This window comes from Acinetobacter sp. YH12131 (genome assembly GCF_013418635.1).
GTDB classification, from domain to species: Bacteria; Pseudomonadota; Gammaproteobacteria; order Pseudomonadales; family Moraxellaceae; genus Acinetobacter; species Acinetobacter towneri.
Window position 1 is genome coordinate 401,952 of the sequence record NZ_VPBQ01000001.1, and the last position, 25,442, is coordinate 427,393.

Consider the following 25,442-nt stretch of genomic DNA (forward strand, 5'->3'; position numbering starts at 1 on the left):
TATGGGCAAGAATGTTGTGGTACTTGGTACCCAATGGGGCGACGAAGGTAAAGGTAAGATCGTCGACCTGCTCACAGATCAGGCGGCGGCAGTCGTTCGTTATCAAGGCGGACACAACGCAGGCCATACTCTCGTGGTTGGTGGTAAGAAAACTGTATTACACCTCATTCCATCAGGTATTTTACGTGAAAACGTACTGTGCTTAATTGGTAATGGTGTAGTACTTTCTCCTGAAGCACTCATTAAAGAAATGGGTATTTTGGAACAAGAAGGCGTGCCAGTGAAAGAGCGTTTACGTATTTCACCAAACTGTCCGCTTATTTTGCCGAACCACATTGCACTTGACCAAGCACGTGAGAAAAAACGTGGTAATGCCAAAATTGGTACAACAGGTCGTGGTATTGGCCCAGCTTATGAAGACAAGGTTGCACGTCGTGCGATTCGTGTTGCTGACTTGGTTCGTGGCGGTGAAGCACTACGCGCTCAATTGACTGAATTATTGGACTATCACAACTTCCAATTGACACAATACTACGGTGTTGAAGCAGTTCAGTTAGATGAAGTTTTAGCGCTATGTGACCAATGGCGTGAAGTGATTGCACCATTAGTGGTTGATGTAACGACTGAAATTCATAATTACCGTAAAAACGGTGACAACATTATGTTTGAAGGTGCGCAAGGTTCATTACTTGATGTTGACCACGGTACTTATCCGTATGTGACTTCATCGAATACAACTGCGGGCGGTGTAAGCTCTGGTTCAGGCTTAGGTCCATTACATTTAGACTACGTTTTAGGGATTACCAAAGCTTATACCACACGTGTAGGTGCAGGCCCATTCCCAACTGAGTTGGTGTATGACGCAGCAAATGACGTAGGTGATGCGATTGGTAAACACTTAGGTACTGTGGGTCACGAGTTCGGTGCTTCTACAGGTCGTCAACGTCGTTGTGGTTGGTTTGATGCCGAAATTTTACGTCGTTCAGTCGATGTAAACTCACTGTCTGGTATCTGCTTGACCAAGTTAGACGTATTGGACGGTTTAGAAGAAATCAAAATCTGCGTAGGTTATGAAAATACCGATTCAGGTTGTGTAGGTTCTTCTGATGCGCTTGCATACGAAAACTTAAAGCCAATTTATGAAACAATGCCAGGTTGGTCTGAATCAACTGTGGGCGCGACCAGTGTAGAACAATTGCCTGAAAATGCAGTGAACTACATCAAACGTCTTGAGCAGTTAATTGAATGTCCAATCGACATTATTTCTACAGGTCCAGACCGCGCAGAAACTATCGTATTACGTCATCCATTTGATGCTTAAGTCGTTGTTAGCATAGCATTTAAGCTCTGATGATGTATTCAGCCCTGTCTAAATGATGGGGCTTTTTATTGCTGTTGTTTCAGTTTCAATAGCGACTCATTTTTGGAAACATTATAGATGATGCTGAGTGAGTTGTTTTTTCAAGACTAAAGTTGCAGATGACTGGCGCTGTGCAGAGCAGGGTGGCTTGTTACAATGGCTTTAGAAAATTAAATTTAATTAAGGTTATGCAGGATGCATAAAAATATTACCAGTACGATTTTTTATTCTTTATTGTTTGCGATGGGCGGCGCACCGACCATTGCCATGATGCTGATTTTATCGCAAAAGCATGATCCGAATATTATGTATCAGGCATTTATTGGTTTAAGCGTTATTTTTGCCTGTATTTTGGTGCCACTGATTCTGATTCAAAATGCTTACCTACTCTACAAACGCAAAAATCCAGAAATGGAAGAAAAAGTAGAAGTAGTGTCTAAAATTTACTTGGGTTTAAATGTTTTCTGTTTAGTATTTTGGTTGTGTTATCAATTTCTTTACTAGGGTAGTGATTGATCGCTCAGACATACAATCTGTACACAGCTTAGGCGTTGTTTACATAAATGATATGTTTATGAAGTGATTATAGATTTAAAGCCTTGAATTGATTTCATATAATTGATTGGTATGAAGATAGCTCGCAAGGCGGAGATTATTATAATGAACAAAAAACTGATGTTAAGTTTATGTGCCGCAGGCGCAATCACAGTTTCAGGGTGTACGACTGTTGCAGACATGGCGGGTGCAGATACTGCGACCTTAAATGCAACTGCAACCAAAAGCTATAATGAAATGGTGCAAGACGCACGCAATAAAAATCAGTTAGACACAAGCTCCACCACGTATAAACGTATCAATACTGTGTTTCAGCGTTTGATTCCACATGCCAATCAAATGAACCAAACAGGTCAGCCTTTCCAGTGGCAATTGGCGGTACTTAAGTCTGATCAAGTCAATGCTTTTGTCGCACCTGGTGGTAAAGTGGTGTTCTACACTGGTATTGTGAATAAACTGAATTTAACTGATGCTGAAATTGCCGCAATTATGGGGCATGAAATGGTGCATGCTTTAGAAGAACACGCGAAAAGTAAAATTGGTGCACAGGCTTTAACCAATATTGCCTTGAACGTAGGTTTAAGTGCGGCAGGCAATAACGTTGGTCAATTGGGTGCAGCAGCAGCGCAATTGGGTACCCAAATTGGGATTGGCTTGCCATATTCACGTAATTTGGAAAGTCGTGCCGATCAGGGTGGTTTAATGCTGATGGCGCGTGCAGGTTATAACCCACAAGCTGCAATTACCCTTTGGGAAAAAATGAACAAGCTTGAAGGTGGCGGCGGTGCGTCCTTCTTATCGACTCACCCATCGAACAGTCAGCGTATTGAAGCAATGCGTAAAAACTTGCCAGCAGCACAAGCGCTATATAACCAAAGTCGTCGTTAAGATGACATCAGCCAGTTCAACTGGTTAAGATAAAACACAAAAAAGATGCGCATGGTTTTATGCGCATCTTTTTTTATGAAGACTTTTTGACTTTAAACAGCATAAAAATGATGAGTTATTGCTGAGTTCATATTTTTAATTTCATTTTAAAGCAGTGCTTAAAATAAAATTAGGGCGCTGGATTGGGTTGTTGACGATGAATGGCTTCAATGCCTTGTAAAATTTCATCTGATAAGGTGATGTCAAAGGCATCAATATTTTCTTTGAGTTGCGCCATATTGGTCGCGCCAATAATGGTACTTGTCACAAAAAATTGCTGCTTGATAAATGCCAGCGCCAGTTGCGTCAAACTCAAGCCGTGTTGTTCTGCAAGTTGGGCGTATTGCTCGGTTGCCCATTCGCTTTGTGGATTACTGTAACGGCTAAAACGTGAATATAGCGTGACACGTGCATTGGCAGGGCGTGCGCCATGACGGAATTTACCAGTTAAATAACCAAAAGCCAAAGGTGAGTAGGCGAGTAGTCCAACACCTTCATAATGGGCAATTTCAGACATACCAATTTCATAAGTACGATTCAGCAGGTTATACGGATTTTGTACGCTGACAAATTTACTTAATCCTAATTGTTCTGCCAAGTGTAAAAACTTCATGGTGCCCCACGGGGTTTCATTCGACAGACCTATATAGCGAATCCGTCCTTTTTGAATTTCTTGTTGCAACGCGGTTAAGGTTTCAGCAAGGTCGGTTACTTCTTGCGTATTTTGTGCTTCTTGGTTGCCATAACCAAGTTTGCCAAAAAAGTTGGTTGGGCGTTGTGGCCAGTGCAGTTGGTATAAGTCGATATAGTCGGTTTGCAGGCGTTTTAAATTGCCATCCAGTGCAGAATGAATATCCTCTGCGTTAAAGCGGGTTTTGCCATCTCGAATATGACTGCCGCCTTGCGAAGGGCCTGCAATTTTAGAGGCTAAAAACAATTTGTCACGTCCGCCACGTTGTTGTAACCAATTGCCAATAATAGTTTCAGTTGCACCTTGAGTTTCTACTTTTGGTGGTACGGGATACATTTCTGCGGTATCCCAAAAATATAAGCCTCGTTCTAGCGCATAATCGAGTTGTTGAAAGGCTTCTTGCTGGGTATTTTGTTCACCAAATGTCATGGTGCCTAAACAGATTTCTGGAACTAGAATGCCTGTTTTTGCCAAAGGTCTAAATTGCATCTTAGCATCTCGCTTAACATTGTCTTTATGAAGTCATGTCCTAAGAGGCTAAACCATTTTGAGCCGCTTGTGGCAGTTAAAATTGCTGATGCTTTGTAATGGTCGTAAGAATTATATTTTTATAGTTGAAAATGGCTATAAGTTATATACAGGCAATAAAAAAGCAAATCCGAAGATTTGCTTTTTGCTTAGCATGTGGATGGTTTACTCGTCATCAAAGTTGCCATCAGTGGATTCATTTTGCTCCAAAGAAGCATCAAAAATCAGAATGGCTTTACCATCAGTTTCAATCATGCCTTGTTCTTCAAGTGTTTTTAGAACACGCCCGACCATTTCACGTGAACAGCCGACAATACGACCAATTTCTTGGCGTGTAATACGAATTTGACGACCGTTTGGCAAAATCATGGCTTCTGGTTGCGCAGAAAGATCAATCAAGCAACGTGCAATACGACCAGACACATCTATAAAGGCAAGGTCAGTTACCTTACGTGTAGTATTTTTTAAACGACGTACCAGCTGTGCAAAAACGGCATAGCTTAAGTCAGGATATTGTTTGCTGAGTTCGTGGAAGTTTTCATAAGTAATTTCTGCAATTTCACAGACATCACGAGTACGAACTTCTGCAGTACGTTGTGGATTCGATTCAAACAGACCCATTTCCCCAAAAAAGTCGCCTGGATTCAAATATGCCACAACAATTTCGCGATCATCATCTTCGCGAAGAATAATTGATACTGAACCTTTTAAAATCAAATATAACGATTTAGATTCAGTCCCCGCATCAACAATAGTTGTCCGTTTTGGATAACGGTTGATGTATGCACGTTTTAATAATGCTTTGACTGAGTCAGGCAGTTGTCCAGGGGACAATGCATCAGTGCTCAGCTGTGAAAAGTTTGAAGTCATGCTAACGGTTCCGAAAATGGATAAATAATAGATCGCACAAGACCTAGTCTGAACTTGTCACACAGTAGAGATGAAATTCCTTATCAACTCAAGTTATGTTAGTGTACAAATACCCGTGTCAATTTATAGTTTTTTTTAGGTAGTTGCAATGCAAACAAGTGTTCAGTGGTTAGAGAACGTTGCTTTTGAAGCCAAATCGGAAAGTGGTCATTCTGTGGTGATGGATGGATCTGCAGAATATGGCGGTGAAAACCGTGGTCCACGTCCTATGGAGTTAATCTTAATGGGACTTGGTGGTTGTGCTTCATTCGATATTGTGACTATTTTAAAGAAATCACGCCAAGAAGTGACGCATGTTGAATGTCAGTTAAAAGCAGAACGTGCCGATAGCATCCCTGCCGTGTTCACCAAAATTCATTTGCATTTTGTGGTCAAAGGCAAGGCTGTCAAGGAAAAGCAGGTTGCGAAGGCGGTTGAACTTTCAGCAGAAAAGTACTGTTCTGCAAGTAAAATGCTATCTGATGGTGGCGTCGAAATTAGCCATGATTTTGAAATTATTGAACAAGATTAAGCTTTGACTGATAGGTCATACAATGGTTGGTATATTTTGCCAATCATTGTAACTAAATATTTCAAATGGCATAAATAACAATCAAAAGCCTTTAATTGATTGATATGCAAGTGTATGTCAATGACTCAACTAAAATAAAAAATTACCAGACTAAACTTGAAATTTACTTTAATCAGTCCAATATTATTACTGAAATCTATCTGTTAATTTTAATTAAGATTTTGAAAAATATATAAAAAATTTAATTGAAATTTACGCCTGCGTTCCCATATATCCATCAAGTACACAATTTGTTGTGAGGAATAACAAGAATGCGTTTTGAAAAGTTTACCAACCGACTACAGCAAGCTTTATCCGATGCCCAATCTCTTGCGATAGGGAAAGATCATACTGCCATTGAAGGCATTCACTTATTGGCGACTTTGCTCGAAGAAGCTTCCAATGTCAGTTTATTACAACAAGCAGGCGCAAACCTACGTGATTTGCAAAGCAAATTACAGCAAGCGATTGCCGATGCACCGACTTTGGCCAATCCAACAGGCGATATCAACTTAAGTCCAGATGCGGTTAAAGCCTTGAATTTGGCTGACAGTTTTGCCCAAAAAGCAGGTGATGAGTTCTTGTCAACCGATTGGTTGATGCTGGGTTTGACCGAAGTGGGCGCGACCAAAACACTACTGAACAGTGTAGGCGTGACCTCAGATAGTTTGCGTAGCGTGATTGACAAAATTAGAGGGGATGAAAAAGTCATGAGCAATAATCACGAAGATCAACGTGACTCACTCAATAAATATACCATCGATTTAACCGAACGTGCGTTGGCGGGCAAGCTAGACCCTGTAATTGGTCGTGATGATGAAATTCGCCGTACCGTTCAGGTGTTGTCACGCCGTACCAAAAACAACCCAGTACTCATTGGTGAACCTGGTGTGGGTAAAACTGCGATTGTTGAAGGTTTGGCTCAGCGTATTGTGAATGGTGAAGTGCCAGAAAGCTTAAAAGGTAAACGTGTTTTATCTTTAGATTTGGGCTCATTGTTGGCAGGTGCGAAATATCGCGGTGAGTTTGAAGAACGCCTAAAAGCGGTCTTAAAAGACTTGGCGAAACAAGAAGGTGAAGTCATCTTATTTATTGATGAATTACACACACTTGTGGGTGCAGGTAAAGGCGACGGTGCCATGGATGCAGGCAATATGCTGAAACCTGCATTGGCGCGTGGCGAATTGCGCTGCGTCGGTGCCACTACTTTAGATGAGTATCGTCAATATATTGAAAAAGATGCGGCTTTAGAGCGTCGTTTCCAAAAAGTATTGGTCGATGAGCCAAGTGTAGAAGACACCATTGCAATTTTACGAGGTCTGAAAGAACGCTACGAAGTGCACCACGGGGTGAAAATTTTAGATTCGGCGATTATTGCCGCCGCTAAAATGTCGCACCGTTATATCACTGACCGTCAACTTCCCGACAAGGCAATTGATTTGGTGGATGAGGCAGCGTCACGGATTAAAATGGAGCTAGATTCTAAGCCTGAAGCCTTAGATAAATTAGAGCGCCGTTTAATTCAATTAAAACTGCAACTTGAAGCCGTGAAGAAAGATGAAGATGCAGGCAGCCGTGCTGAAGTTGCACATCTGGAAAAACAAATTATTGAAGTTCAGAATGAATACAATGATTTGGAAGAAGTTTGGAAAGCGGAAAAAACCTTGGTTGAAGGCACTAAGCAAATTCAGACTCAGCTTGATCAGGCACGTATGGCATTGCAAAAAGCGCAGCGTGAAAATGACTTGGCGGAAATGTCACGTTTACAATACGGTGTGATTCCTGAGTTGGAAAAACAACTGGCACAAGATGAGTTGGTTGAAGAGAAAGAAGAACCAAAATTATTGCGTAACAAAGTTACGGACAATGAAATTGCTGAAGTCGTGAGTGCTGCAACGGGCATTCCTGTATCGAAAATGCTGCAGGGTGAACGTGAAAAACTGCTACACATGGAAGATTTCTTGCATAACCGTGTGGTGGGGCAAGATGAAGCTGTGGTGGCGGTGTCGAATGCGGTACGTCGTTCACGCGCAGGTTTGTCTGATCCTAACCGTCCAAGTGGTTCGTTCCTGTTCCTTGGCCCAACAGGGGTAGGTAAAACAGAATTGACCAAAGCGTTAGCGAACTTCTTGTTTGACAGCGATGACGCCATGATTCGGATTGATATGTCTGAATTTATGGAAAAACACTCGGTCAGCCGTTTGGTCGGTGCGCCTCCAGGCTATGTCGGTTATGAAGAAGGTGGTGTATTAACCGAAGCAGTACGTCGTAAACCGTACAGTGTGGTGCTGTTTGATGAGGTGGAAAAAGCCCATCCAGACGTATTTAACATCTTGTTGCAGGTGTTGGATGATGGACGCCTAACCGACTCGCAAGGTCGCGTGGTGGACTTTAAGAACACTGTAATTGTGATGACTTCTAACTTGGGTTCACACGAAGTACGTGAATTGGGTGACAATCCAACACGTGAAGAAGTGCGTACCGTGGTCATGGCCGCAGTTTCACAACATTTCCGCCCTGAGTTTATTAACCGTATTGATGAGTTGGTGGTGTTCCATTCACTGGAAAAAGCACAAATTCGTGGCATTGCCGATATTCAATTGGATCGTTTACGTGCGCGTTTAAGCGAACGCGACTTGAGCTTGTCGATAGACGATACTGCATTTGATCAATTGATTGAAGCAGGTTTTGACCCAGTCTACGGTGCGCGTCCATTGAAACGTGCAATTCAGCAACAAGTGGAAAACACATTGGCGCAAAAAATCCTCGCAGGTGACTTTGTTGCAGGTGATACGATTTTAATTAAAGCTGAAAATGGTCATTTGCTGTTTGAAAAAATGAAACTCAGCTAATTGGCTATGTGTAAGCAACTTTTAAGAAACCCAGCTTCGGCTGGGTTTTTTATGACTGACAATTTAGGTCACATAAGTAAAATTTTTGGTAAAAAATGACAGCTATTTTTAATATTTTGTGATGAATATTATATTTAAGTGATTTATTTGCAGAACAATTATCTTTTTTTGTTTAAATTAATTATAATTTTTTTTCAATAAGAATAGATAAATTCTGAGCAGAATCTATGTCAAAAATAGTATGGGGTGGAATGGGGCTCGTGGTGTTGGCGGGGGCTGTCGCTGCGGGTAATTTGTATGCCGATAAAAGTTTAAATGCGCATTATCAGCAAAGTTTAAAACCTGCACCGAATATGAATGTGCAATATACAGATTATAAGATGGGCGCTTTACAAGGCTCTGCAAAATGGAATGCGAGCTTTGTACCTGACCCATGTAATGCTAAAGAAAAACTGGTGTTTCACGGACAAGATCAAATTCAGCGGACATGGAAAGGTTACCAAATTGATTCTAAAATGAATCTGGAACAAGGGCAGGGACAATTTTCCGAGTTCTTTCAGCAGCCTCTAAATGTGACAACGCAAGTGAATTGGTTGGGTGTATCGACCACGAAATTGAGCATACCTGCTATAGAGAAAAAAGAAGCAGGACTTGAAGCTAAATTTTCTCCTATGCAGATTGAGTTTCAGGCGAAACAAAGTCAGGGGCAGCAGAAAATTGTAAATATGAGTTTTGATGTGCCTCAATTGACGGTGCTGGATCAATTTGGACATCTTCAAGTAAAAGGCATGCAGTTTAAAACCAATCAGGCTTTGAATGTGCAGTCTTTAGAGCCGGGCTATTTCCAATTCAGTATTGCAGAAATGCAGCGTCAAGACCCAAAAGCAGTGGGTTCAGGCAAAATGAAAGACTTCAGTTGGCGTATGGATACTCAACTGCATGAGCGCACGGTAGATATTCAATCGAAATTTAAAATTGCCGAGTTAGGTTTAAATAATGTGCCTGCCATGCAAGACCTGCAAGTGAATTGGGATGTTAAAAACTTGCAGCGCAGTAAAATGCAGACGTTTCTTGATATTGTGCAAAAACAAAACAACTCATGCCTAGAAGCGGAAAACTTTGAGAAAGAAGTTCAACAAGCCTTGTTGGCTGTGATTAATGAGGGCTTTCAGTTCGAATCCAAGAAGAATCAGTTGAAATTAGGCACAGGCAGTATTCGGGCAGATTTGGTTGGTAAAGTGATGCCAGGGCATCAAACCACTGTAGAAGGCTTAGCGAAAATGTTCCCAAGTTTATTGGAAATGCAAACCGATGTGAGTTTTAACAAGCAAGTGGTCAAAACCATTATGAATAATTATATGAATGCTGCAGGTAAAAGCATGTCTGATCAAGAGTTGGAACAGATACTCAGTGCGATGCAAAGCAATCAGCAAATTCAACGTGATGGTGATGAATTTAAACTGTCGATGCATTATCAATATGGTGAAAAGAAGTTTTTAACTGGTCAATAATCTAGATACTGATCTACGATAAAACAAAGCCTGTTCAAATGAACAGGCTTTGTTGTATTGCCATATCGTTTATTTAAACAGGCGGGTGCTGAATTTTCCAAGCACGGTGGATTTTGGTGTTGCGTTTGAAATCTTGCCCAATGGTTTCATGGCTAATTTCCTGCACATCAAACATGGCTTCAATTTCTTCATCCATTTCAAAACCACGGTAGTTGTTGGAGAAGTACAGCGTTCCGCCTGTGGTTAAGCGGTTCATGGCACGCTTAATTAAAGAAACGTGGTCGCGTTGTACGTCAAATGTTCCGTAGAACTTTTTAGAGTTTGAGAAAGTTGGTGGGTCAATAAAGATCAGATCATATTGTTCATGACCTTCTTTGAGCCATTCAAAACAATCACTGGCAAAGAATTGATGTTGTTCATCGGCATGGTCTACCGTTAAACCATTCAATACAAAGTTTTCTTTAGACCAATTCAAATAAGTATTGGATAAATCGACGCTGGTGGTACTTGCTGCACCGCCAAGCGCGGCATGTAAACTTGCAGTTGAGGTATAACTGTATAAATTCAGGAAGTGCTTGCCACGTGCTTCTTTGGCAATACGTAAACGCATTTGACGATGGTCAAGGAACAAGCCTGTATCTAGGTAGTCGGTGAGGTTAACCAAAATTTTAGCCTGACCTTCCTGCACAATAAAACGCTTCGAGGCGGTACTTTGTTTGGTGTACTGGTTTTTACCTTCCTGACGGGCACGGGTTTTAATAAATACCGCATCGCGCCCTAAACCTGTGACAGCGCGAATGGCTTGTAAGGCAAGGTTAAAACGCTTTTTGGCTTTTTCAGGATCAATTTTTTTCGGCGGCGCATATTCCTGCACGTGCAAACGGTCGCCGTATAAATCGACTGCGACATTAAAGTCAGGTAAGTCTGCATCGTATAAACGCAGGCAATGCACATTTTCTTTCACCGCCCATTTTTTCAGGCTCTGCATGTTTTTTTGCAAACGGTTGGTGAAATCTTCTGCGCCTTCAATGGGTTCAAACTGTTGCGGTTGCCAATCTGCTAAGAATGGGCGTGCGAATGTTGCAGGTTTGATCGTACCAAAACGGACATAAATTGGCAGTTTACCGTTCATCAAACGTAAAATTTGCGGGTCATTGAAAGCCAACACATCGGCTTGTTCAACTTGGGCTGCAATGACGGCTGCTTTTTGATTTGGGAAATGCTTTTGCAAGAGGGCAGACAGACCCAAATATAAGGCACGGTTCGAGGCTTTATCGCCCAAACGCTCACCATAAGGTGGGTTGGTTACAATAAAGGCCTTTTTACCTTCGGCTTGAAAGTCGGGCCAGTCAGCCAAAGTACGTTCTTCAATTTGAATCTGATCGAGCAGACTTTCAAAACCTGCTGCAATAATATTTTGCTTGGTGGCTTTGACTGCTTCCCAGTCGGCATCGAAAGCATAAAATTTTGGCAATGGTTGTTGTAATGCAGTTTGATGGCGTTCAGCCGCTTCTGCTTTAATGCTCATCCATAATTCATGGTCGTGACCTTGCCAACCGTTAAAACCGAAACGACGTACCAAACCCGGTGCACGGTCAGTCAGCATCATCAATGCTTCAATAATAAACGTACCCGAACCACACATTGGGTCTAAAATAATGTCGGGTTGAATTTGTTGTAATTGACCTTTTTGCAGAATCGCTGCGGCAAGGTTTTCTTTAATTGGGGCATCGGTCATAAAACGACGATAGCCGCGTTTATGCAGTGAATCGCCAGATAAATCTAGGCAGTATGTATGTTCTTTTTTACCTGCCAACACGTATAAGGTAATTTCAGGCTGTTTGATGTCGATGCTTGGGCGTTTGCCAACAGCATCCATAAATGAATCCACTACGCCATCTTTAACGCGTAAAGTCGCAAACTGGCTATTTACTTTGATGTCACGTTCGATATGCAAACGCACTGCAAACGTACTTTGTGGTGCAAAAATCAGTGACCAGTCAAAGCTAAGCGCACCTTCATAGAGCTCTTCGGCAACATCGCGCGCATCGTGACTGAATTCAATTTCATGGGTATGAATAGGGGTGAGTACCCGAGAAGCCAGACGTGACCACATGCAGACACGGTAGGCATTTTCGAGTGTGCCTTTGAAAATTAAACGACCCGGTAAACGTTCGATATTTTGAATACCTAAACCTTGCATTTCTTCTTGAAGTAAGGTTTCAAGTCCATCTGCACAGGTGACCCAATATGTAGAAAGACGGGGTTTCGAATTCATGAAAATTTCCAAAAGCAATTCAGCAATCGGCTATTTTAACGTATTTTGTGCTAGAAAACTTAGTGATTTAGCGTGAATCGTGCAGAATTTTAAAGGTCTAGGTTTGAAGAGCTTCAGGGCATTTTTTACTGTTTTTTTCTAAAAAGGCAATGAGGATGTAATGACATCTCTAAAAAATTTTGAGTGATTGTATTGCGGAAAAATAAAAACCTGAATATTCACATGATTGGTATGTATTTTGCTCATACATTGTTGTGATGGTGAACATTTTGCAGATGAGCATCAAATACTGCAAAACAACAATGAAGCGATAAGGGGAATATTTAAATGACCACGGCTACTTTAAACACGGCACAGGCTTTAACAGCAAATAACGAGATTTTTTCAGTTGCCACTTTAATTTATACGCGATTAAGACGGGTCAGTGGACGTGTGATTGATGTCATGTATCTGGTTGAAAATTCAGACTATGCACGTGCTGTGCTGCAATTGGCGCTCGCTACACACGATGAGGAATTGTGCCGTTATGCGCTGCGCTTAAACAGTATATTGGCTAACTTAATGGATGCTGATGCAGAAATAACGTCGCCACAGACTGAAGCGCAGCAATTAGATGCAGTAGAAAATATAGATGACTTGACTGAACCTACAGCTGAAGAAATTTATCGGGCGCAGGTGTCCCATCATTATATAGGGGCATTGCGTTAAACGGTGAATTGTACAGACTATGCCTACATAGCCTGAAGGTTGCGTAGGCAGTTGTAGGCGAAGATTGACCCACCAGATGTTCATCAAGCCCATATCAAGATGATTGGCTAGCAGAGCAGTTAAATATAAATGCCATCCTTTCACATCGCTTTGTAGAGTATTAAGCATGAAAGAAAGTGTAGATGAGTCTGCATGACTTAATTTTTAAAATCATAAGTTTCTTTTGACTAAATCACGCCAAGTTACACTGCTTTGCCAAATCAATTTCTGTATAATGCGTTAACTTAACGTATAAGGAATCTCTCATGCATTTGGCGGCATTGCATACTCCGAGCCAGATTCAATTGAATAAAGATGGGCATTTAAAACACTTTTTAACCATCGAAGGTCTTTCCAAAGAAACCCTCACCCAAATTCTGGACACAGCACAGTCCTTTTTCAATGAACAAAACCAACTGATCACCAATAATTTGCTCGAAGGGCGCACGGTGATGAATTTGTTCTTCGAAAACTCTACTCGTACCCGCACCACATTTGAAGCCGCAGCCAAGCGTCTTTCTGCCAATGTACTCAATATTGATATTGCCCGTTCAAGTACCTCTAAAGGTGAAACTTTGCGTGACACTTTGTGGAACTTAGAGGCGATGGCTGCTGACATTTTTGTGGTGCGTCATTCATCTTCAGGTGCAGCACATTTTATTGCTAAAACGGTTTGCCCAAAGGTTGCCATTATTAATGCGGGTGATGGCCGTCATGCACATCCAACGCAAGCGATGTTGGATATGCTGACCATTCGCCGTGAAACCCAACGACCTTATGAAGAATTAAGTGTTGCGATTATTGGTGATATCAAACATTCACGCGTGGCGCGTTCCGATGTGGCTGCCTTGCAAACACTGGGCTGTAAAGACATTCGCGTGATTGCACCGAACACCTTGTTGCCCTACGGTTTTGATGAATATGGCGCAGGCGTGCGTTTATTTAACAAAATGGAAGAAGGCATTAAAGATTGCGACGTGATTATCACCCTGCGTATTCAAAATGAACGTATTGATTCGCCAGCACTTGCCTCACAAGCCGAATTCTACAAAATGTACGGTTTAAACAAAGAGCGTTTGGCGCTTGCAAAACCAAACTGTATTGTGATGCATCCTGGTCCAATGAACCGTGGTGTCGAAATTGATTCAAGCATTGCCGATGGGCCTCAATCGGTGATTTTAAATCAAGTAACCAACGGTATTGCGGTACGTATGGCGGTATTGGCCTTGGCGATGCAAGGTCAATTGCAAGAACAAGGTTTGATTGACGCGATTGCGGTATAAGGAAAAAGTCATGGCGATTGTAAAAATTGAAAATGTACGTGTGCTTGACCCAATCCAGCAAATTGACCGCGTACAAACGGTATATCTTGAAAATGGCAAGTTGGTTGCAGAAAGTGCAGATATTAGCGAAAGCATAGATGCCCAAGGTCAATGGCTCATGCCAACTATGGTCGATTTATGCGCACGTTTACGTGAACCTGGTCAGCAACAACATGGCACGCTCAAATCTGAAGGCAAGGCCGCACGTGAAAACGGAATTCTGCACTTATTTACGCCACCCGATTCTAAACCAATCGTGCAAGACAACGGTGCACTCATTCATGGTTTGGTCGAAAAAGCCATGTTGGATGGTGGCATTTATTTAGAAGTGATTGGTGCACAAACTCAAGGTTTAAACGGCAAGCAGCCTGCCAATATGGCGGGACTGAAAAAAGGCGGCTGTAGTGCAGTGTCCAATGCCAATGCACCTTTTGAAGATGATGATGTCGTGATTCGCACACTGGAATATGCTGCAGGTTTGGACATGACCGTGGTGTTCTATGCCGAAGAACCGCAAATTGCTAAAGATGGCTGTGTGCATGAAGGTTTTATTGCATCGCGTCAGGGCTTGCCTATGATTCCAACTTTGGCAGAAACCGTAGCGATTGCCAAATATTTGCTGATGATTGAAGCCACAGGTGTACGTGCGCATTTTGGCTTATTGTCTTGTGGTGCATCAGTTGAATTGATTCAACAAGCTAAAGCCAAAGGTTTGCCTGTCACTTGCGATGTGGCGATGCATCAACTGCATTTAACCGATCAAATTATTGATGGTTTTAACTCGTTAGCGCATGTACGTCCGCCACTGCGCTCAGAGCAAGACAAAGCATTACTGCGTCAAGGTGTAAAAGATGGTGTGATTGATGCGATTTGTACTCATCATGAGCCGTTAAATAGCTCTGCAAAAATGGCACCATTTGCAGATACTTTGTCAGGTTTTACTGCATTTGATACTTATATTCCATTTGGGATTCAACTGATTCAGGAAGGTCTGTTCAGTCCATTGGAATGGGTAGAAAAAGTGACACTTGCACCTGCGCGTGTGGCAAAAATGCAAAGTCGTTGGGAACAGGAAGCGGGTTGGGTCTTGGTTGATCCAGAAGTGGAATGGACACTGAACAAAGAAACGATTGTGTCACAAGGCAAAAATACGCCTTTGATTAATCAAGTTGTAAAAGGCAAAGCAGTACGCGTCTTTACTGCTTAATATGCTCTGATTGATATTTTATTTTCAAGTTTAAATAAGAGTCAGCTTCGGCTGGCTTTTTTATTGAATTTTAACAATCCCCAAATAGAAAATCGAAGAAGAGACTCTACATTCCGTTGACTCAAATTTCACAACAAAATCAAAACACCACAATTTATTACATTTGTTTAAATTTTAAGCATATACACTAAAAAACAACTTGAAAACAAAGACAAAAAAGAGGACATATATATGCAAACAGATTTTATAGACTTGCTCAAACAAAGTGTGTCATCCATTGTATTGGAAGGGGAAACCCAGCATTTGCTTGAAAAAAATCAGGCATTAAATAGTTTTTATCCCATTTTATTGTCTATTTTAAATTCACGACCTGAACTGATTGACAATCTGCTGCGACAACTGAATCCACGTGTGGGCGATGTATTTGGTTCAAATCTATCTTTAAAACAGCAGTTTTTAGATTTGGTCAGCGGCACAGCACCGCAAACCGAAATTGAAAACACCCTGAATCGTTCAATTGCACCAAGTTTAAACTTTTTGGAAAATCAGGCAGGTTCATCTGACCCAGTTGCCATTCAGCATTTACTGCAAAACAATTTAGATTCAATTCAGGCGGCTTTACCGCAGTGGGCAACAGCATTATTGGCTGCTTTGGGGGTAAATAATGCTGCGGGCCAAACCGTACATCAAGCACCTGAAGTCATTGTGACTGAGCCCGTAGAAGAACGCCGTTCGTGGTTATTGCCAATTTTAGCTTTAATTATTTTAATTGGTTTATTGGCATTTTTATTCCGTGCATGTAGTGACCGCAACCAAGCGCCTGCAACCACACAGACCCAAGTGGCAGCGAATCAGGCTGCAATGTTGCAAGTCAGTACAGGCAGTGATGGTAATTTGGTGACCTGTCAAATTTTGCTGAATAATCCAAGCTATATGGAAATTCTGCAGAATGAAGTGAAGCAAATTTTCAATCATCCAACAGGTTGTGGTGCAGAAAATTTTGCCAACTATCATTCGGAATTTATTGATCAGGACGTGATTCCAAGCGTTTTAAAAATGCTGAAAGGTGTACCGAATGTCAATTTAAACTGGGTGGGTAATCAACTGTCTATTCAAGCCGCGAACCCTGCCGATGCAGAGCGTTTAGCCAGTCAAATTCGTCCATTGGCTAAAAACATGACTGTAGTGACTCAGCAACCTGCAGAAACTACAGTAACCGATGTGAATCAGGCTGTAACCAGCAGTATTAGCAATGCCGAGCAGGCTTTGGCTGCAATTAATCCTGACAATATTCAAGCTTTGGATATTGCGACGGCACTCAATATGCAAATCATTAATTTTGATTCTGCATCGACTGAAATTCCAGCAGCCAATAAGTCTATTTTAGATCAGGCTGCGGTATTGATGCAGCGCGCGCCACAAGTGCAATTAACCGTGAAAGGGCATACCGATGCCGTAGGTGATGCCAATGCCAACAAAACTTTGTCACAACAACGTGCGCAAGCAGTGGTCGATTATTTAGTATCACGTGGTGTAAATCCGGGTCAATTGCAAGCCATTGGTTTTGGTTCAGAGCAGCCGATTGCGGCAAATGCAACGCCAGAAGGTCAATTTAAAAACCGCCGTATTGAGTTTGAAGTCTTGAATGTAGATACAGGCACGGTGCGTAGTGTGGAAGATGCTGGCGTGGTAGAGCAAAAGGCGCCTCAATCTTAAAATAGGTCTATTTTCTTGTAAGCCTTCACTTTGCAAAGTGAAGGCTTTTTTATTGTGGATCAATCCCGAAGTATTGTGCAAATATCGAAATTGAAAGTAATTTTTGGATGCTCTTTGGTTTGAGGAATAGTTTTATAAATTAGTGATTTGTTGAGTAGATTGAATAAGTTGAGTGGGAAAGTATGAAAGTCAAAACAAACCCTCTCCCTTGTATTAAGTTTTAAAGCAGTGCATCAAAACTTGCAAAGGAGAGGGTTATTCACTCGAGATAAATTCATCAAGCTGCGACTTTTTGTAAGGCAACACCTGTGACTTTTTGAATTTCATCAAAACTGACATCGGGTGCAAGTTCAATCAACTTTACGCCTTGTGGAGTAATATCAAGCACGCCTAAGTCGGTAATGATACGATGCACCACCGCTTTACCTGTGAGTGGCAAACTGCACTGCGATACAATTTTAGGCGTACCATCTTTGGCACAATGTTCCATCAGCACTACAACTTTTTGTACGCCTGCAACCAAATCCATTGCACCGCCCATACCTTTAACTTTCTTGCCGGGAATCATCCAGTTGGCAAGATCGCCTTGTTCAGAAACTTCCATTGCCCCTAAAATAGCGATATTGACATGCCCGCCACGAATCATGGCAAAGGAATCTGCGCTAGAGAAAAAAGCCGCACCTTTACGCGCTGTCACAGTTTGTTTACCTGCATTGATCAGGTCGGCATCTACAGTTTCGGCAGTTGGGAACTCACCAATGCCAAGCAAGCCATTTTCGGACTGTAACCAGACATTGATATGTTCAGGAATATAATTGGCGACCAGTGTGGGTAAGCCAATGCCTAAATTGACATAAAAACCATCTTCTAATTCTTGTGCAGCGCGCTGCGCCATTTGATTACGCGTCCAAGCCATGTCTTAAGCCTCCGCCTTTAAAGTCATTTGTTCAATCCGTTTTTCTGGGCTTGCATTGAGGACAATGCGGTTCACATAAATACCAGCTAAGTGGATTTCGTCGGGGTCTAAATCGCCAATTTCAACGATTTGTTCAACTTCGGCAATGGTGATTTTGCCTGCCATAGCACAAACAGGATTAAAGTTTTGTGCTGTTTTACGGAAAATAAGATTACCCGCTTTATCTGCTTTGTAGGCTTTGACCAAAGCGACATCTGCAGTCAAAGATTCTTCTAAAATATAATCTTTGCCGTTAAATTCACGGACTTCTTTGCCTTCTGCAATGACAGTGCCTACACCTGTTGGGGTGAAAAATGCAGGAATACCTGCACCGCCTGCGCGTAGTTTTTCTGCCAGTGTGCCTTGCGGGGTGAGTTCAACTTCCAATTCACCGCTTAAAAACTGGCGTTCAAATTCTTTATTTTCGCCGACATAAGATGAAATCATTTTTTTGATTTGTTTGGTTTCAAGCAATAAGCCTAAACCAAAACCATCGACCCCTGCGTTGTTGGAAATACAAGTCAGCTGTTTCACACCTGTATCTTTTAACGCAGCAATCAAGGCTTCAGGAATACCGCATAAACCAAAACCACCCACCGCCAAGGTATGCCCATCTTGAACCACGCCATTTAATGCAGCTTGTGCGCTGTCATATACTTTATTGGACATTTGTCACCTCTTTATTCTCTGCACGGCATTCACTTGCCATGTTGTGTTGTTGCCATCCTTATTGCTTATGTTCCAATGCTATTGAGGATGAAATAGGTTTTAAGCACAAACCTTTTGCCAGTAGGCATTGGCATAGTGAGATGGATTATTGCGCTGTAAGACATTGCTGATGTTACGACTAGCTGTCATCAGCGGTTCTAACCGCACACCTGTTTCAAAACCCATCTTGGACAGTAAATAGTACAAGTCTTCGGTAGACACATTGCCCGATGCACCTTTGGCATACGGACAGCCACCCAAACCAGCAATAGATGAATCAAATACACGAATGCCTTGCAAGAGCGACTGATAAATATTGGCAATCGCCATGCCGTAAGTATTGTGAAAATGACCTGCTAAAACTTTGGCATCGACCTCTGCCAAACATGCATCCCAGACTTTTTGCACACGGTCAGGGGTTGCTGTACCAATGGTTTCACCCAAAGACACTTCATAGCAGCCCATGTCCAATAATTGCTGTGTGACTTTTGCGACTTGTTTCGGGTCAATTGCGCCTTCATAAGGACAGTCCACCATACAAGATACATAACCACGCACGCGAATGTTGTGCGCTTTGGCTTGACGCATGACATCGCTAAATTTTTCCAAACTTTCTTCAATTGAACAGTTGATATTTTTTCGGGTAAAGCTTTCAGAAGCGGCGGTAAACACGGCAACTTCTTTGCAACCCACCGCCAAAGCCGACTCAAAACCTTTTGAGTTTGGGGTCAGTAAACTGAATTGAATGTTTGGGTTTTGTGGCAGGCTGGCAAACAGCACATCGCTGTCTGCCATTTGCGGTACCCATTTGGCCGATACGCAAGAACCGACCTCAATGCTGCTTAAACCTGTTTGCATTAAATCCAAAATCAGGTTTTTACGGTCTGCCAAAGTGAGTGGCGTTTTCTCATTTTGCAGACCATCTCGTGGGCCAACCTCTACAATTTTGACAAATTCAGTCATGCAACTTCCTCCGTCAAGGCTTCAAATTCAACCAGTTCATCGCCTGCTTTGACCTGATCGCCCGCTTGAAAGTACGAACTTGCCACAATGCCATCGAAAGGCGCACGAATTGAATATTCAATTTTCATGGCTTCCAGTGTCATCAGTACATCATCTTTTTTCACACGGGCATTGGCTGCCACCAAAACTTGGGTGATTACACCCGGCATTGGTGCAGTCAGATTGTTGGCATTGTCTTGTTGATCATCGCTGTTAATGTTTGCTTGTACATAGCTAAACACATGACGCTGACCGTTTTGGAACAGGGTGATGCCTTGCGCATGTTGGTTAAATGCCAGTTTTTGCTGCTGACCATTGATACAAACCTGTAGACGATGTGCATCCAAAAGCTCGCCTTGAACGCTCAGCGTTTGCCCATTGTAGTGAGCCTCAAAACCAGAAGTGCATGGTTTTAACTGGATTTTGAGTGTTTGGTCATTGCACTGTAATTGCACTGTGTGGGCGCTTTGCTGATTTAAGCGCCAGAAGTGGTCTTTTTGCCAAACCGCGTTGTTTGCCGCTTTGTTGTTTTGAATACGAGAAAGTACATCAATTAACGCAGCTGCAACGACAGTTTCTGTAGCGACTTCAGGTTTTGCGTTAAGTAAAAATGCTTCCTCACGTTGAATAAGCCCTGTATCCAAATTGGCATGTTTAAAGGAATCACACAGCACCAAACGATCCAAGAATGCAATGTTGTTGCCTAAACCATCGACGTGGAACTGACCTAAAGCATGGTGCATTTGCGTTAATGCTGCTTCACGGTTTTTACCCCAAACAATCAGTTTGGCAATCATTGGGTCGTAGTAGGTGCTGATTTCATCACCTTCGATAATCCCGCTATCGACACGTACGGCATCATTTTGCTCTGGATAATGCAGATAGCTGATTTGACCAATGGCAGGAATAAAGCCTTTTTCTGGTTCTTCGGCATACACACGCGCTTCAAGGGCATGACCATGAATTTGCAATTCATGTTGCTGTTTTGGCAATGGCTCACCAAAAGCAACTCGCAATTGCCACTCAACCAAGTCTTGCCCTGTAATCATTTCTGTGACGGGGTGTTCGACCTGCAAGCGGGTATTCATTTCCATGAAATAAGCAGTACCGTCTTGCTCGACAATAAACTCTACCGTACCTGCGCCCACGTAATTTACAGCACGTGCGGCATCAATTGCGGCTTGGCGCATAGTTTCGAGTTTATCTTCTGGCATTTTTGGTGCAGGTGCTTCTTCAAGCACTTTTTGGTGGCGACGTTGTACCGAGCAATCACGTTCAAACAAATGCACGTAGTTGCCGTGAGTATCGCCAAAAACCTGTACTTCAATATGACGTGGTTGAATCACATAGCGTTCAATCAGCACATCTTCATTACCAAAGCTAGAACGTGCTTCACTTTTACATGAAGCGAGTGAGCTGAGAAAGTCTTCACTGCGTTCTACTAAACGCATGCCTTTACCGCCACCGCCTGCACTGGCTTTAATGAGCACAGGATAACCAATGCTGTCGGCTTGTTGCTTTAAAAATGCCGCATCTTGATTGCTGCCGTGGTAGCCCGGAGTTAGTGGCACACCTGCTTTTTCCATCAAGGCTTTAGAGGTTGCTTTTAGACCCATCGCCAAAATGGCTTCAACTGGCGGGCCAATAAAAACAATATTGTTGTCTTTACAGGCAAGTGCGAATTGGTCATTTTCAGATAAGAAACCATAACCCGGGTGAATCGCTTGTGCACCTGTGCTTTTGGCTGCCTGAATAATACGTTCAACTTGCAAATAACTTTGTGCCGCAGGCGATTCACCAATATAAATGGCTTCGTCTGCCAGTTTAACGTGTTGTGATTGCGCATCGGCATCTGAATACACCGCGACAGTCGCAATCCCAAGTTTTTTTGCGGTACGAATTACACGGCAGGCAATTTCACCACGGTTGGCAATTAAAATCTTTTCAAACATCGTGCGATCCTTCTTTTATTCTGCCGTGGTCTTGATCCAAGCCGGGCTTTGTTTATTTAAAAAAGCATTTAAGCCATTTTTCGCCTCAGTTCCTTGGCGAACATGTGCAATATGCTGTGCAGTTTGTTGGAGTAAATCTTCGGTCAAAACTTGATGATTAACCATCTGAATCAGTTGTTTAGAAGCATGTTGCGCTTCTGGGCCACCAAGCAATAAGGCTTGCACAATTTCATCAATTTTGCTGTCTAAGTCTTCGGCTGAAGTGACTTCATGCGCTAAACCAATTTGCTGTGCCTGTTCTGCAGAAATACGCTCTGCCGTTAAAAAGTAACGTGATGCCTGACGTGCGCCAATCGCACGAATGACGTAAGGGCTAATGGTAGATGGTGCTAAACCTAAACGTACTTCAGAGGTCGCAAACTTGGCATCGGTGCTGGCAACGCAAATATCACAGGCAGCTGCCAAACCCATACCACCACCAAAGGCAATACCATGCACACGGGCAATAGTCGGTTGTTTTAACGTCGCTAAACTTTGCAGCATTTTTGCCAGTTTTAGGGCATCGGCTTGATTTTCTGCTGTAGAAGCTTGACCTGCCTGTTTCATCCAGTTCAAATCTGCACCTGCAGAAAAGCTTTTGCCGCGTCCTGCCAAAATCACCACTCGAATATCATCACGGCTATTCAGTGTCTGAAAGCAGGCGTGTAATTCTTCAATCACCTCTGTATTGAAAGCGTTATGCAATTCCGCACGATTAATCCAAACCGTAGCCACTTGGTTGTTCTGTTCGAGCTGTAAAAACTGATAATCCATTTTGTCACCTCTTACATGCGGAACACGCCAAATTTGGTCGGTTGGATGGGTGCATTGAGGGCAGCAGCTAAACTTAATGCCAAAACTTCACGCGACTGTGCTGGATCAATCACACCATCATCCCATAAGCGTGCAGACGCATAATATGGATGACCCTGACGTTCGTATTGTTCACGAATTGGCTGTTTGAACTGATCTTCTTCTTCTGCAGACCAGCTACCACCTTTGGCTTCAATCTGATCACGCTTTAAGGTAGACAATACGCTCGATGCTTGTTCGCCACCCATCACTGAAATACGTGAGTTTGGCCATGTCCACATAAAACGTGGTGAATAAGCACGACCACACATCCCGTAGTTACCTGCACCAAAAGAACCGCCAATCACCAAAGTCAGTTTAGGCACATTGGCTGTGGCAACCGCCATCACCAGTTTGGCACCATTTTTGGCAATGCCTTCATTTTCATATTGGCGTCCAACCATGAAGCCTGTGATATTTTGAATAAATAACAGGGGAATGTTGCGTTGGGTGCATAGTTCAATAAAGTGTGCGCCTTTTTGTGCCGACTCGGAAAATAAAATACCGTTGTTGGCAATAATCCCGACAGGCATACCATATAGTTTGGCAAAACCTGTAATTAATGTGGTGCCAAAGCGCGCTTTAAATTCATCAAAACGTGAACCATCGACAATACGGGCAATCACTTCACGTACATCAAACGGTTTACGCGCGTCAGTCGGAACAATGCCATACAGTTCAGAGGCATCGAATAATGGTGCTTCTATATGCTCAGGCTGCGGGTTTGGCTTTTTATTTAAATTGGCAACGATGTTGCGGGCAATTGCCAAGGCATGTTCATCATTTTCTGCCAAATGATCGGCTACACCTGAAAGGCGAGTGTGTACATCGCCACCACCCAAGTCTTCGCTGCTAACCACTTCACCTGTTGCGGCTTTAACCAGCGGTGGGCCGCCCAAGAAAATTGTCCCCTGATTACGCACAATGATGGTTTCATCTGACATGGCAGGGACATACGCACCGCCTGCGGTACAACTTCCCATCACAACGGCAATTTGGGCAATGCCCATGCTCGACATACGCGCTTGGTTATAGAAAATGCGTCCGAAATGATCACGGTCTGGAAAGACTTCATCTTGTAGCGGCAAATATGCACCGCCAGAATCGACCAAATAAATACAAGTCAGGTGATTCTGTTCGGCAATTTCCTGTGCGCGTAAATGCTTTTTCACAGTCAGTGGATAGTACGTTCCACCTTTTACTGTGGCATCGTTGGCAATGATCATGCAGGTCACGCCATTCACTTGACCGACACCCGCCACTACACCCGCAGCAGGGACATCATCCTGATAGACCTGATAAGCGGCCAACTGACCAATTTCAATAAATGCAGTACCCGGATCGATCAGGTGGTCAATCCGTTCACGTGGCAGTAATTTGCCACGGTCTAAATGTTTTTGGCGTGCAGTTTCGCCACCACCCAAAGCAATTTTTTGGACTTTTTCTCTGAGGTCATCGACTAGGCTTTGCATCGCAGCTTGGTTGTTTTTAAACTCGTCGCTGCGAATATTAATTTTGCTCTGTAATTGATTCATGCCAACATCCTTGTCTATTCTTGTGATTTATTTTTAGGCAGTTTCGTTAAACAATTCACGGCCAATCAACATACGGCGAATTTCTGAAGTACCCGCACCAATTTCATAGAGTTTGGCATCACGCCATAAACGTCCTGCAGAGAACTCATTGATATAGCCATTACCGCCCAAGGTTTGAATGGTTTCACCTGCCATCCATGTGGCTTTTTCGGCAGCGTATAAAATGGCACTGGCTGCATCTTTACGTAAACTACGGCTGTGTTCAGCTTTGTCACATTCTGCGCCAACGGCATAGACCAGTGCTTTACATGCCAACCAAGTCGAATACATATCGGCAATTTTGCCTTGCATAAGCTGGAATTCACCCAATGCCTGACCAAACTGTTTACGCTCATGAATATAAGGAATCACGGTATCCATGCAGGCATCCATAATGCCTAGCGGCCCTGCACTTAAAACTGCACGTTCATAGTCCAGTCCACTCATTAGTACTTTTGTACCATTGCCCACACCGCCCAAGACGTTTTCTTTTGGTACTTCAACATTGTCAAAGAACAATGGATAGGTATTTGAGCCGCGCATCCCGAGTTTGTCTAAATGGCTGCCGTGGCTAAAACCTGACATGGTTTTTTCAATTAAGAAAGCAGTCATACCTTTGGCGCCTGCCTGTAAGTCAGTTTTGGCATACACCACCAAAACATCGGCATCACCGCCATTGGTAATCCACATTTTTGAGCCGTTGAGCAAGTAATGATCGCCTTTATCTTCAGCTTTCAGTTTCATGCTAACCACGTCTGAGCCTGCATTTGGTTCAGACATTGCCAAAGCGCCGACGTAATCGCCTGAAATCAGTTTTGGTAAATAGCGTTGCTTCTGTTCTTCTGTCCCATTTCGCTTAATTTGGTTCACACATAGGTTAGAATGAGCACCGTAAGACAAACCAATGGATGCTGATGCACGAGAAATTTCTTGCATGGCAATGATGTGAGCTAAATAGCCTAAGTTAGTGCCGCCGTATTCTTCACTCACGGTTAAGCCAAGTAAGCCCATATCGCCAAATTTTTTCCAAAGCTGGGCAGGGAATTCGTTATCACGATCAACCTGTTGAGCAATGGGTGCAATTTCCTTTGCACAAAAAGCAGCGATTGAATCGCGCAGGGCGATTAAGGTTTCATCTAAGCCGAAGTCTAAGCTTTGTAAAATCATGTGTTCATCCATCCTGTGG

General features: G+C 42.8%; 20 protein-coding genes. 10 read left to right on the plus strand and 10 right to left on the minus strand.

All coding sequences use genetic code 11. The annotated features are described in order from the left end of the window. The first annotated feature begins 1 nt into the window (after nt 1). The 3 genes from FTU66_RS01955 to FTU66_RS01965 all read left to right on the plus strand — a co-directional run bounded on the left by FTU66_RS01955 (nt 2) and on the right by FTU66_RS01965 (nt 2,803). Nucleotides 2–1,321, plus strand: a complete 1,320-nt coding sequence (locus tag FTU66_RS01955; RefSeq protein ID WP_004971574.1) for an adenylosuccinate synthase — start codon at nt 2–4, stop codon at nt 1,319–1,321. Between the two features lie 234 nt (nt 1,322–1,555). Further along, nucleotides 1,556–1,864: a hypothetical protein gene (locus FTU66_RS01960; protein ID WP_004971573.1), complete on the plus strand. Its 309-nt coding sequence runs from the start codon at nt 1,556–1,558 to the stop codon at nt 1,862–1,864. Between the two features lie 156 nt (nt 1,865–2,020). Then, nucleotides 2,021–2,803: a M48 family metallopeptidase gene (locus FTU66_RS01965; protein WP_004971571.1), complete on the plus strand. Its 783-nt coding sequence runs from the start codon at nt 2,021–2,023 to the stop codon at nt 2,801–2,803. Between the two features lie 169 nt (nt 2,804–2,972). Here the strand turns inward: FTU66_RS01965 and FTU66_RS01970 are convergent, their stop codons facing one another. Then, nucleotides 2,973–4,022 carry an NADP(H)-dependent aldo-keto reductase gene (locus FTU66_RS01970; RefSeq protein ID WP_179989325.1) on the minus strand — a complete coding sequence of 350 codons (1,050 nt, stop codon included), beginning with the start codon at nt 4,020–4,022 and terminating at the stop codon, nt 2,973–2,975. A gap of 204 nt (nt 4,023–4,226) precedes the next feature. After that, nucleotides 4,227–4,931: a cAMP-activated global transcriptional regulator CRP gene (gene crp / locus FTU66_RS01975; RefSeq protein WP_004971566.1), complete on the minus strand. Its 705-nt coding sequence runs from the start codon at nt 4,929–4,931 to the stop codon at nt 4,227–4,229. Nucleotides 4,932–5,079: 148 nt separating this feature from the next. Here crp and FTU66_RS01980 point away from each other — a divergent pair, with 148 nt between their 5' ends. From FTU66_RS01980 to FTU66_RS01990, 3 genes are all read left to right on the plus strand, one after another. Further along, nucleotides 5,080–5,502, plus strand: coding sequence for an OsmC family protein (locus FTU66_RS01980; protein ID WP_004971563.1), 423 nt, complete (start codon nt 5,080–5,082; stop codon nt 5,500–5,502). 311 nt (nt 5,503–5,813) lie between these two features. Then, nucleotides 5,814–8,393, plus strand: a complete 2,580-nt coding sequence (clpB, locus tag FTU66_RS01985; RefSeq protein ID WP_004971561.1) for an ATP-dependent chaperone ClpB — start codon at nt 5,814–5,816, stop codon at nt 8,391–8,393. 227 nt (nt 8,394–8,620) lie between these two features. Then, a complete protein-coding gene (locus tag FTU66_RS01990) occupies nt 8,621–9,904 on the plus strand; it encodes a DUF945 family protein (protein WP_180112220.1) in 1,284 nt (427 codons plus the stop codon). A gap of 73 nt (nt 9,905–9,977) precedes the next feature. Here FTU66_RS01990 and rlmKL read toward each other — a convergent pair whose 3' ends face one another. After that, nucleotides 9,978–12,182 carry a bifunctional 23S rRNA (guanine(2069)-N(7))-methyltransferase RlmK/23S rRNA (guanine(2445)-N(2))-methyltransferase RlmL gene (gene rlmKL / locus FTU66_RS01995; RefSeq protein WP_004971555.1) on the minus strand — a complete coding sequence of 735 codons (2,205 nt, stop codon included), beginning with the start codon at nt 12,180–12,182 and terminating at the stop codon, nt 9,978–9,980. A 327-nt stretch (nt 12,183–12,509) separates the two neighbouring features. Here rlmKL and FTU66_RS02000 point away from each other — a divergent pair, with 327 nt between their 5' ends. From FTU66_RS02000 to FTU66_RS02015, 4 genes are all read left to right on the plus strand, one after another. Then, the gene (locus FTU66_RS02000; protein ID WP_179991197.1) at nt 12,510–12,890 is read left to right on the plus strand and encodes a hypothetical protein; all 381 of its coding nucleotides are present in this window, start codon (nt 12,510–12,512) and stop codon (nt 12,888–12,890) included. 305 nt (nt 12,891–13,195) lie between these two features. Next, nucleotides 13,196–14,212, plus strand: a complete 1,017-nt coding sequence (locus tag FTU66_RS02005) for an aspartate carbamoyltransferase catalytic subunit (RefSeq protein ID WP_004971550.1) — start codon at nt 13,196–13,198, stop codon at nt 14,210–14,212. A 10-nt stretch (nt 14,213–14,222) separates the two neighbouring features. Further along, nucleotides 14,223–15,458: a dihydroorotase gene (locus FTU66_RS02010; protein ID WP_004971548.1), complete on the plus strand. Its 1,236-nt coding sequence runs from the start codon at nt 14,223–14,225 to the stop codon at nt 15,456–15,458. 231 nt (nt 15,459–15,689) lie between these two features. Continuing rightward, entirely contained in the window at nt 15,690–17,174 is a 1,485-nt protein-coding gene (locus FTU66_RS02015; RefSeq protein ID WP_178318494.1) for an OmpA family protein, read from the plus strand. Nucleotides 17,175–17,451: 277 nt separating this feature from the next. Here FTU66_RS02015 and FTU66_RS02020 read toward each other — a convergent pair whose 3' ends face one another. The 7 genes from FTU66_RS02020 to FTU66_RS02050 form a co-directional block, all read right to left on the minus strand. Then, on the minus strand, nt 17,452–18,090 hold the full coding sequence (locus tag FTU66_RS02020; protein WP_004971544.1) for a CoA transferase subunit B: 639 nt from the start codon (nt 18,088–18,090) through the stop codon (nt 17,452–17,454). Nucleotides 18,091–18,093: 3 nt separating this feature from the next. Beyond that, nucleotides 18,094–18,798 carry a CoA transferase subunit A gene (locus tag FTU66_RS02025; RefSeq protein ID WP_004971542.1) on the minus strand — a complete coding sequence of 235 codons (705 nt, stop codon included), beginning with the start codon at nt 18,796–18,798 and terminating at the stop codon, nt 18,094–18,096. Nucleotides 18,799–18,897: 99 nt separating this feature from the next. Continuing rightward, nucleotides 18,898–19,800: a hydroxymethylglutaryl-CoA lyase gene (locus tag FTU66_RS02030; RefSeq protein WP_178318497.1), complete on the minus strand. Its 903-nt coding sequence runs from the start codon at nt 19,798–19,800 to the stop codon at nt 18,898–18,900. After that, entirely contained in the window at nt 19,797–21,791 is a 1,995-nt protein-coding gene (locus FTU66_RS02035; RefSeq protein ID WP_180112221.1) for an acetyl/propionyl/methylcrotonyl-CoA carboxylase subunit alpha, read from the minus strand. The genes FTU66_RS02030 and FTU66_RS02035 overlap by 4 nt, the downstream gene beginning before the upstream one ends. 15 nt (nt 21,792–21,806) lie before the next feature. Next, nucleotides 21,807–22,604 (minus strand): enoyl-CoA hydratase/isomerase family protein, encoded by a 798-nt coding sequence (locus FTU66_RS02040; protein ID WP_131261349.1) that lies wholly within the window; start codon nt 22,602–22,604, stop codon nt 21,807–21,809. 11 nt (nt 22,605–22,615) lie between these two features. Further along, a complete protein-coding gene (locus tag FTU66_RS02045) occupies nt 22,616–24,217 on the minus strand; it encodes a carboxyl transferase domain-containing protein (RefSeq protein WP_131261348.1) in 1,602 nt (533 codons plus the stop codon). Nucleotides 24,218–24,250: 33 nt separating this feature from the next. Beyond that, nucleotides 24,251–25,423: an isovaleryl-CoA dehydrogenase gene (locus FTU66_RS02050; RefSeq protein WP_004971528.1), complete on the minus strand. Its 1,173-nt coding sequence runs from the start codon at nt 25,421–25,423 to the stop codon at nt 24,251–24,253. Nucleotides 25,424–25,442: the final 19 nt, after the last annotated feature.

What these genes read in the sequence shown, in the direction of transcription:
- FTU66_RS01955 (WP_004971574.1), top strand. Translation starts at nt 2, where the DNA reads ATGGGCAAGAATGTTGTGGTACTTGGTACCCAATGGGGCGACGAAGGT.
- FTU66_RS01960 (WP_004971573.1), top strand. Translation starts at nt 1,556, where the DNA reads ATGCATAAAAATATTACCAGTACGATTTTTTATTCTTTATTGTTTGCG.
- FTU66_RS01965 (WP_004971571.1), top strand. Translation starts at nt 2,021, where the DNA reads ATGAACAAAAAACTGATGTTAAGTTTATGTGCCGCAGGCGCAATCACA.
- FTU66_RS01970 (WP_179989325.1), bottom strand. Translation starts at nt 4,022, where the DNA reads ATGCAATTTAGACCTTTGGCAAAAACAGGCATTCTAGTTCCAGAAATC.
- crp (WP_004971566.1), bottom strand. Translation starts at nt 4,931, where the DNA reads ATGACTTCAAACTTTTCACAGCTGAGCACTGATGCATTGTCCCCTGGA.
- FTU66_RS01980 (WP_004971563.1), top strand. Translation starts at nt 5,080, where the DNA reads ATGCAAACAAGTGTTCAGTGGTTAGAGAACGTTGCTTTTGAAGCCAAA.
- clpB (WP_004971561.1), top strand. Translation starts at nt 5,814, where the DNA reads ATGCGTTTTGAAAAGTTTACCAACCGACTACAGCAAGCTTTATCCGAT.
- FTU66_RS01990 (WP_180112220.1), top strand. Translation starts at nt 8,621, where the DNA reads ATGTCAAAAATAGTATGGGGTGGAATGGGGCTCGTGGTGTTGGCGGGG.
- rlmKL (WP_004971555.1), bottom strand. Translation starts at nt 12,182, where the DNA reads ATGAATTCGAAACCCCGTCTTTCTACATATTGGGTCACCTGTGCAGAT.
- FTU66_RS02000 (WP_179991197.1), top strand. Translation starts at nt 12,510, where the DNA reads ATGACCACGGCTACTTTAAACACGGCACAGGCTTTAACAGCAAATAAC.
- FTU66_RS02005 (WP_004971550.1), top strand. Translation starts at nt 13,196, where the DNA reads ATGCATTTGGCGGCATTGCATACTCCGAGCCAGATTCAATTGAATAAA.
- FTU66_RS02010 (WP_004971548.1), top strand. Translation starts at nt 14,223, where the DNA reads ATGGCGATTGTAAAAATTGAAAATGTACGTGTGCTTGACCCAATCCAG.
- FTU66_RS02015 (WP_178318494.1), top strand. Translation starts at nt 15,690, where the DNA reads ATGCAAACAGATTTTATAGACTTGCTCAAACAAAGTGTGTCATCCATT.
- FTU66_RS02020 (WP_004971544.1), bottom strand. Translation starts at nt 18,090, where the DNA reads ATGGCTTGGACGCGTAATCAAATGGCGCAGCGCGCTGCACAAGAATTA.
- FTU66_RS02025 (WP_004971542.1), bottom strand. Translation starts at nt 18,798, where the DNA reads ATGTCCAATAAAGTATATGACAGCGCACAAGCTGCATTAAATGGCGTG.
- FTU66_RS02030 (WP_178318497.1), bottom strand. Translation starts at nt 19,800, where the DNA reads ATGACTGAATTTGTCAAAATTGTAGAGGTTGGCCCACGAGATGGTCTG.
- FTU66_RS02035 (WP_180112221.1), bottom strand. Translation starts at nt 21,791, where the DNA reads ATGTTTGAAAAGATTTTAATTGCCAACCGTGGTGAAATTGCCTGCCGT.
- FTU66_RS02040 (WP_131261349.1), bottom strand. Translation starts at nt 22,604, where the DNA reads ATGGATTATCAGTTTTTACAGCTCGAACAGAACAACCAAGTGGCTACG.
- FTU66_RS02045 (WP_131261348.1), bottom strand. Translation starts at nt 24,217, where the DNA reads ATGAATCAATTACAGAGCAAAATTAATATTCGCAGCGACGAGTTTAAA.
- FTU66_RS02050 (WP_004971528.1), bottom strand. Translation starts at nt 25,423, where the DNA reads ATGATTTTACAAAGCTTAGACTTCGGCTTAGATGAAACCTTAATCGCC.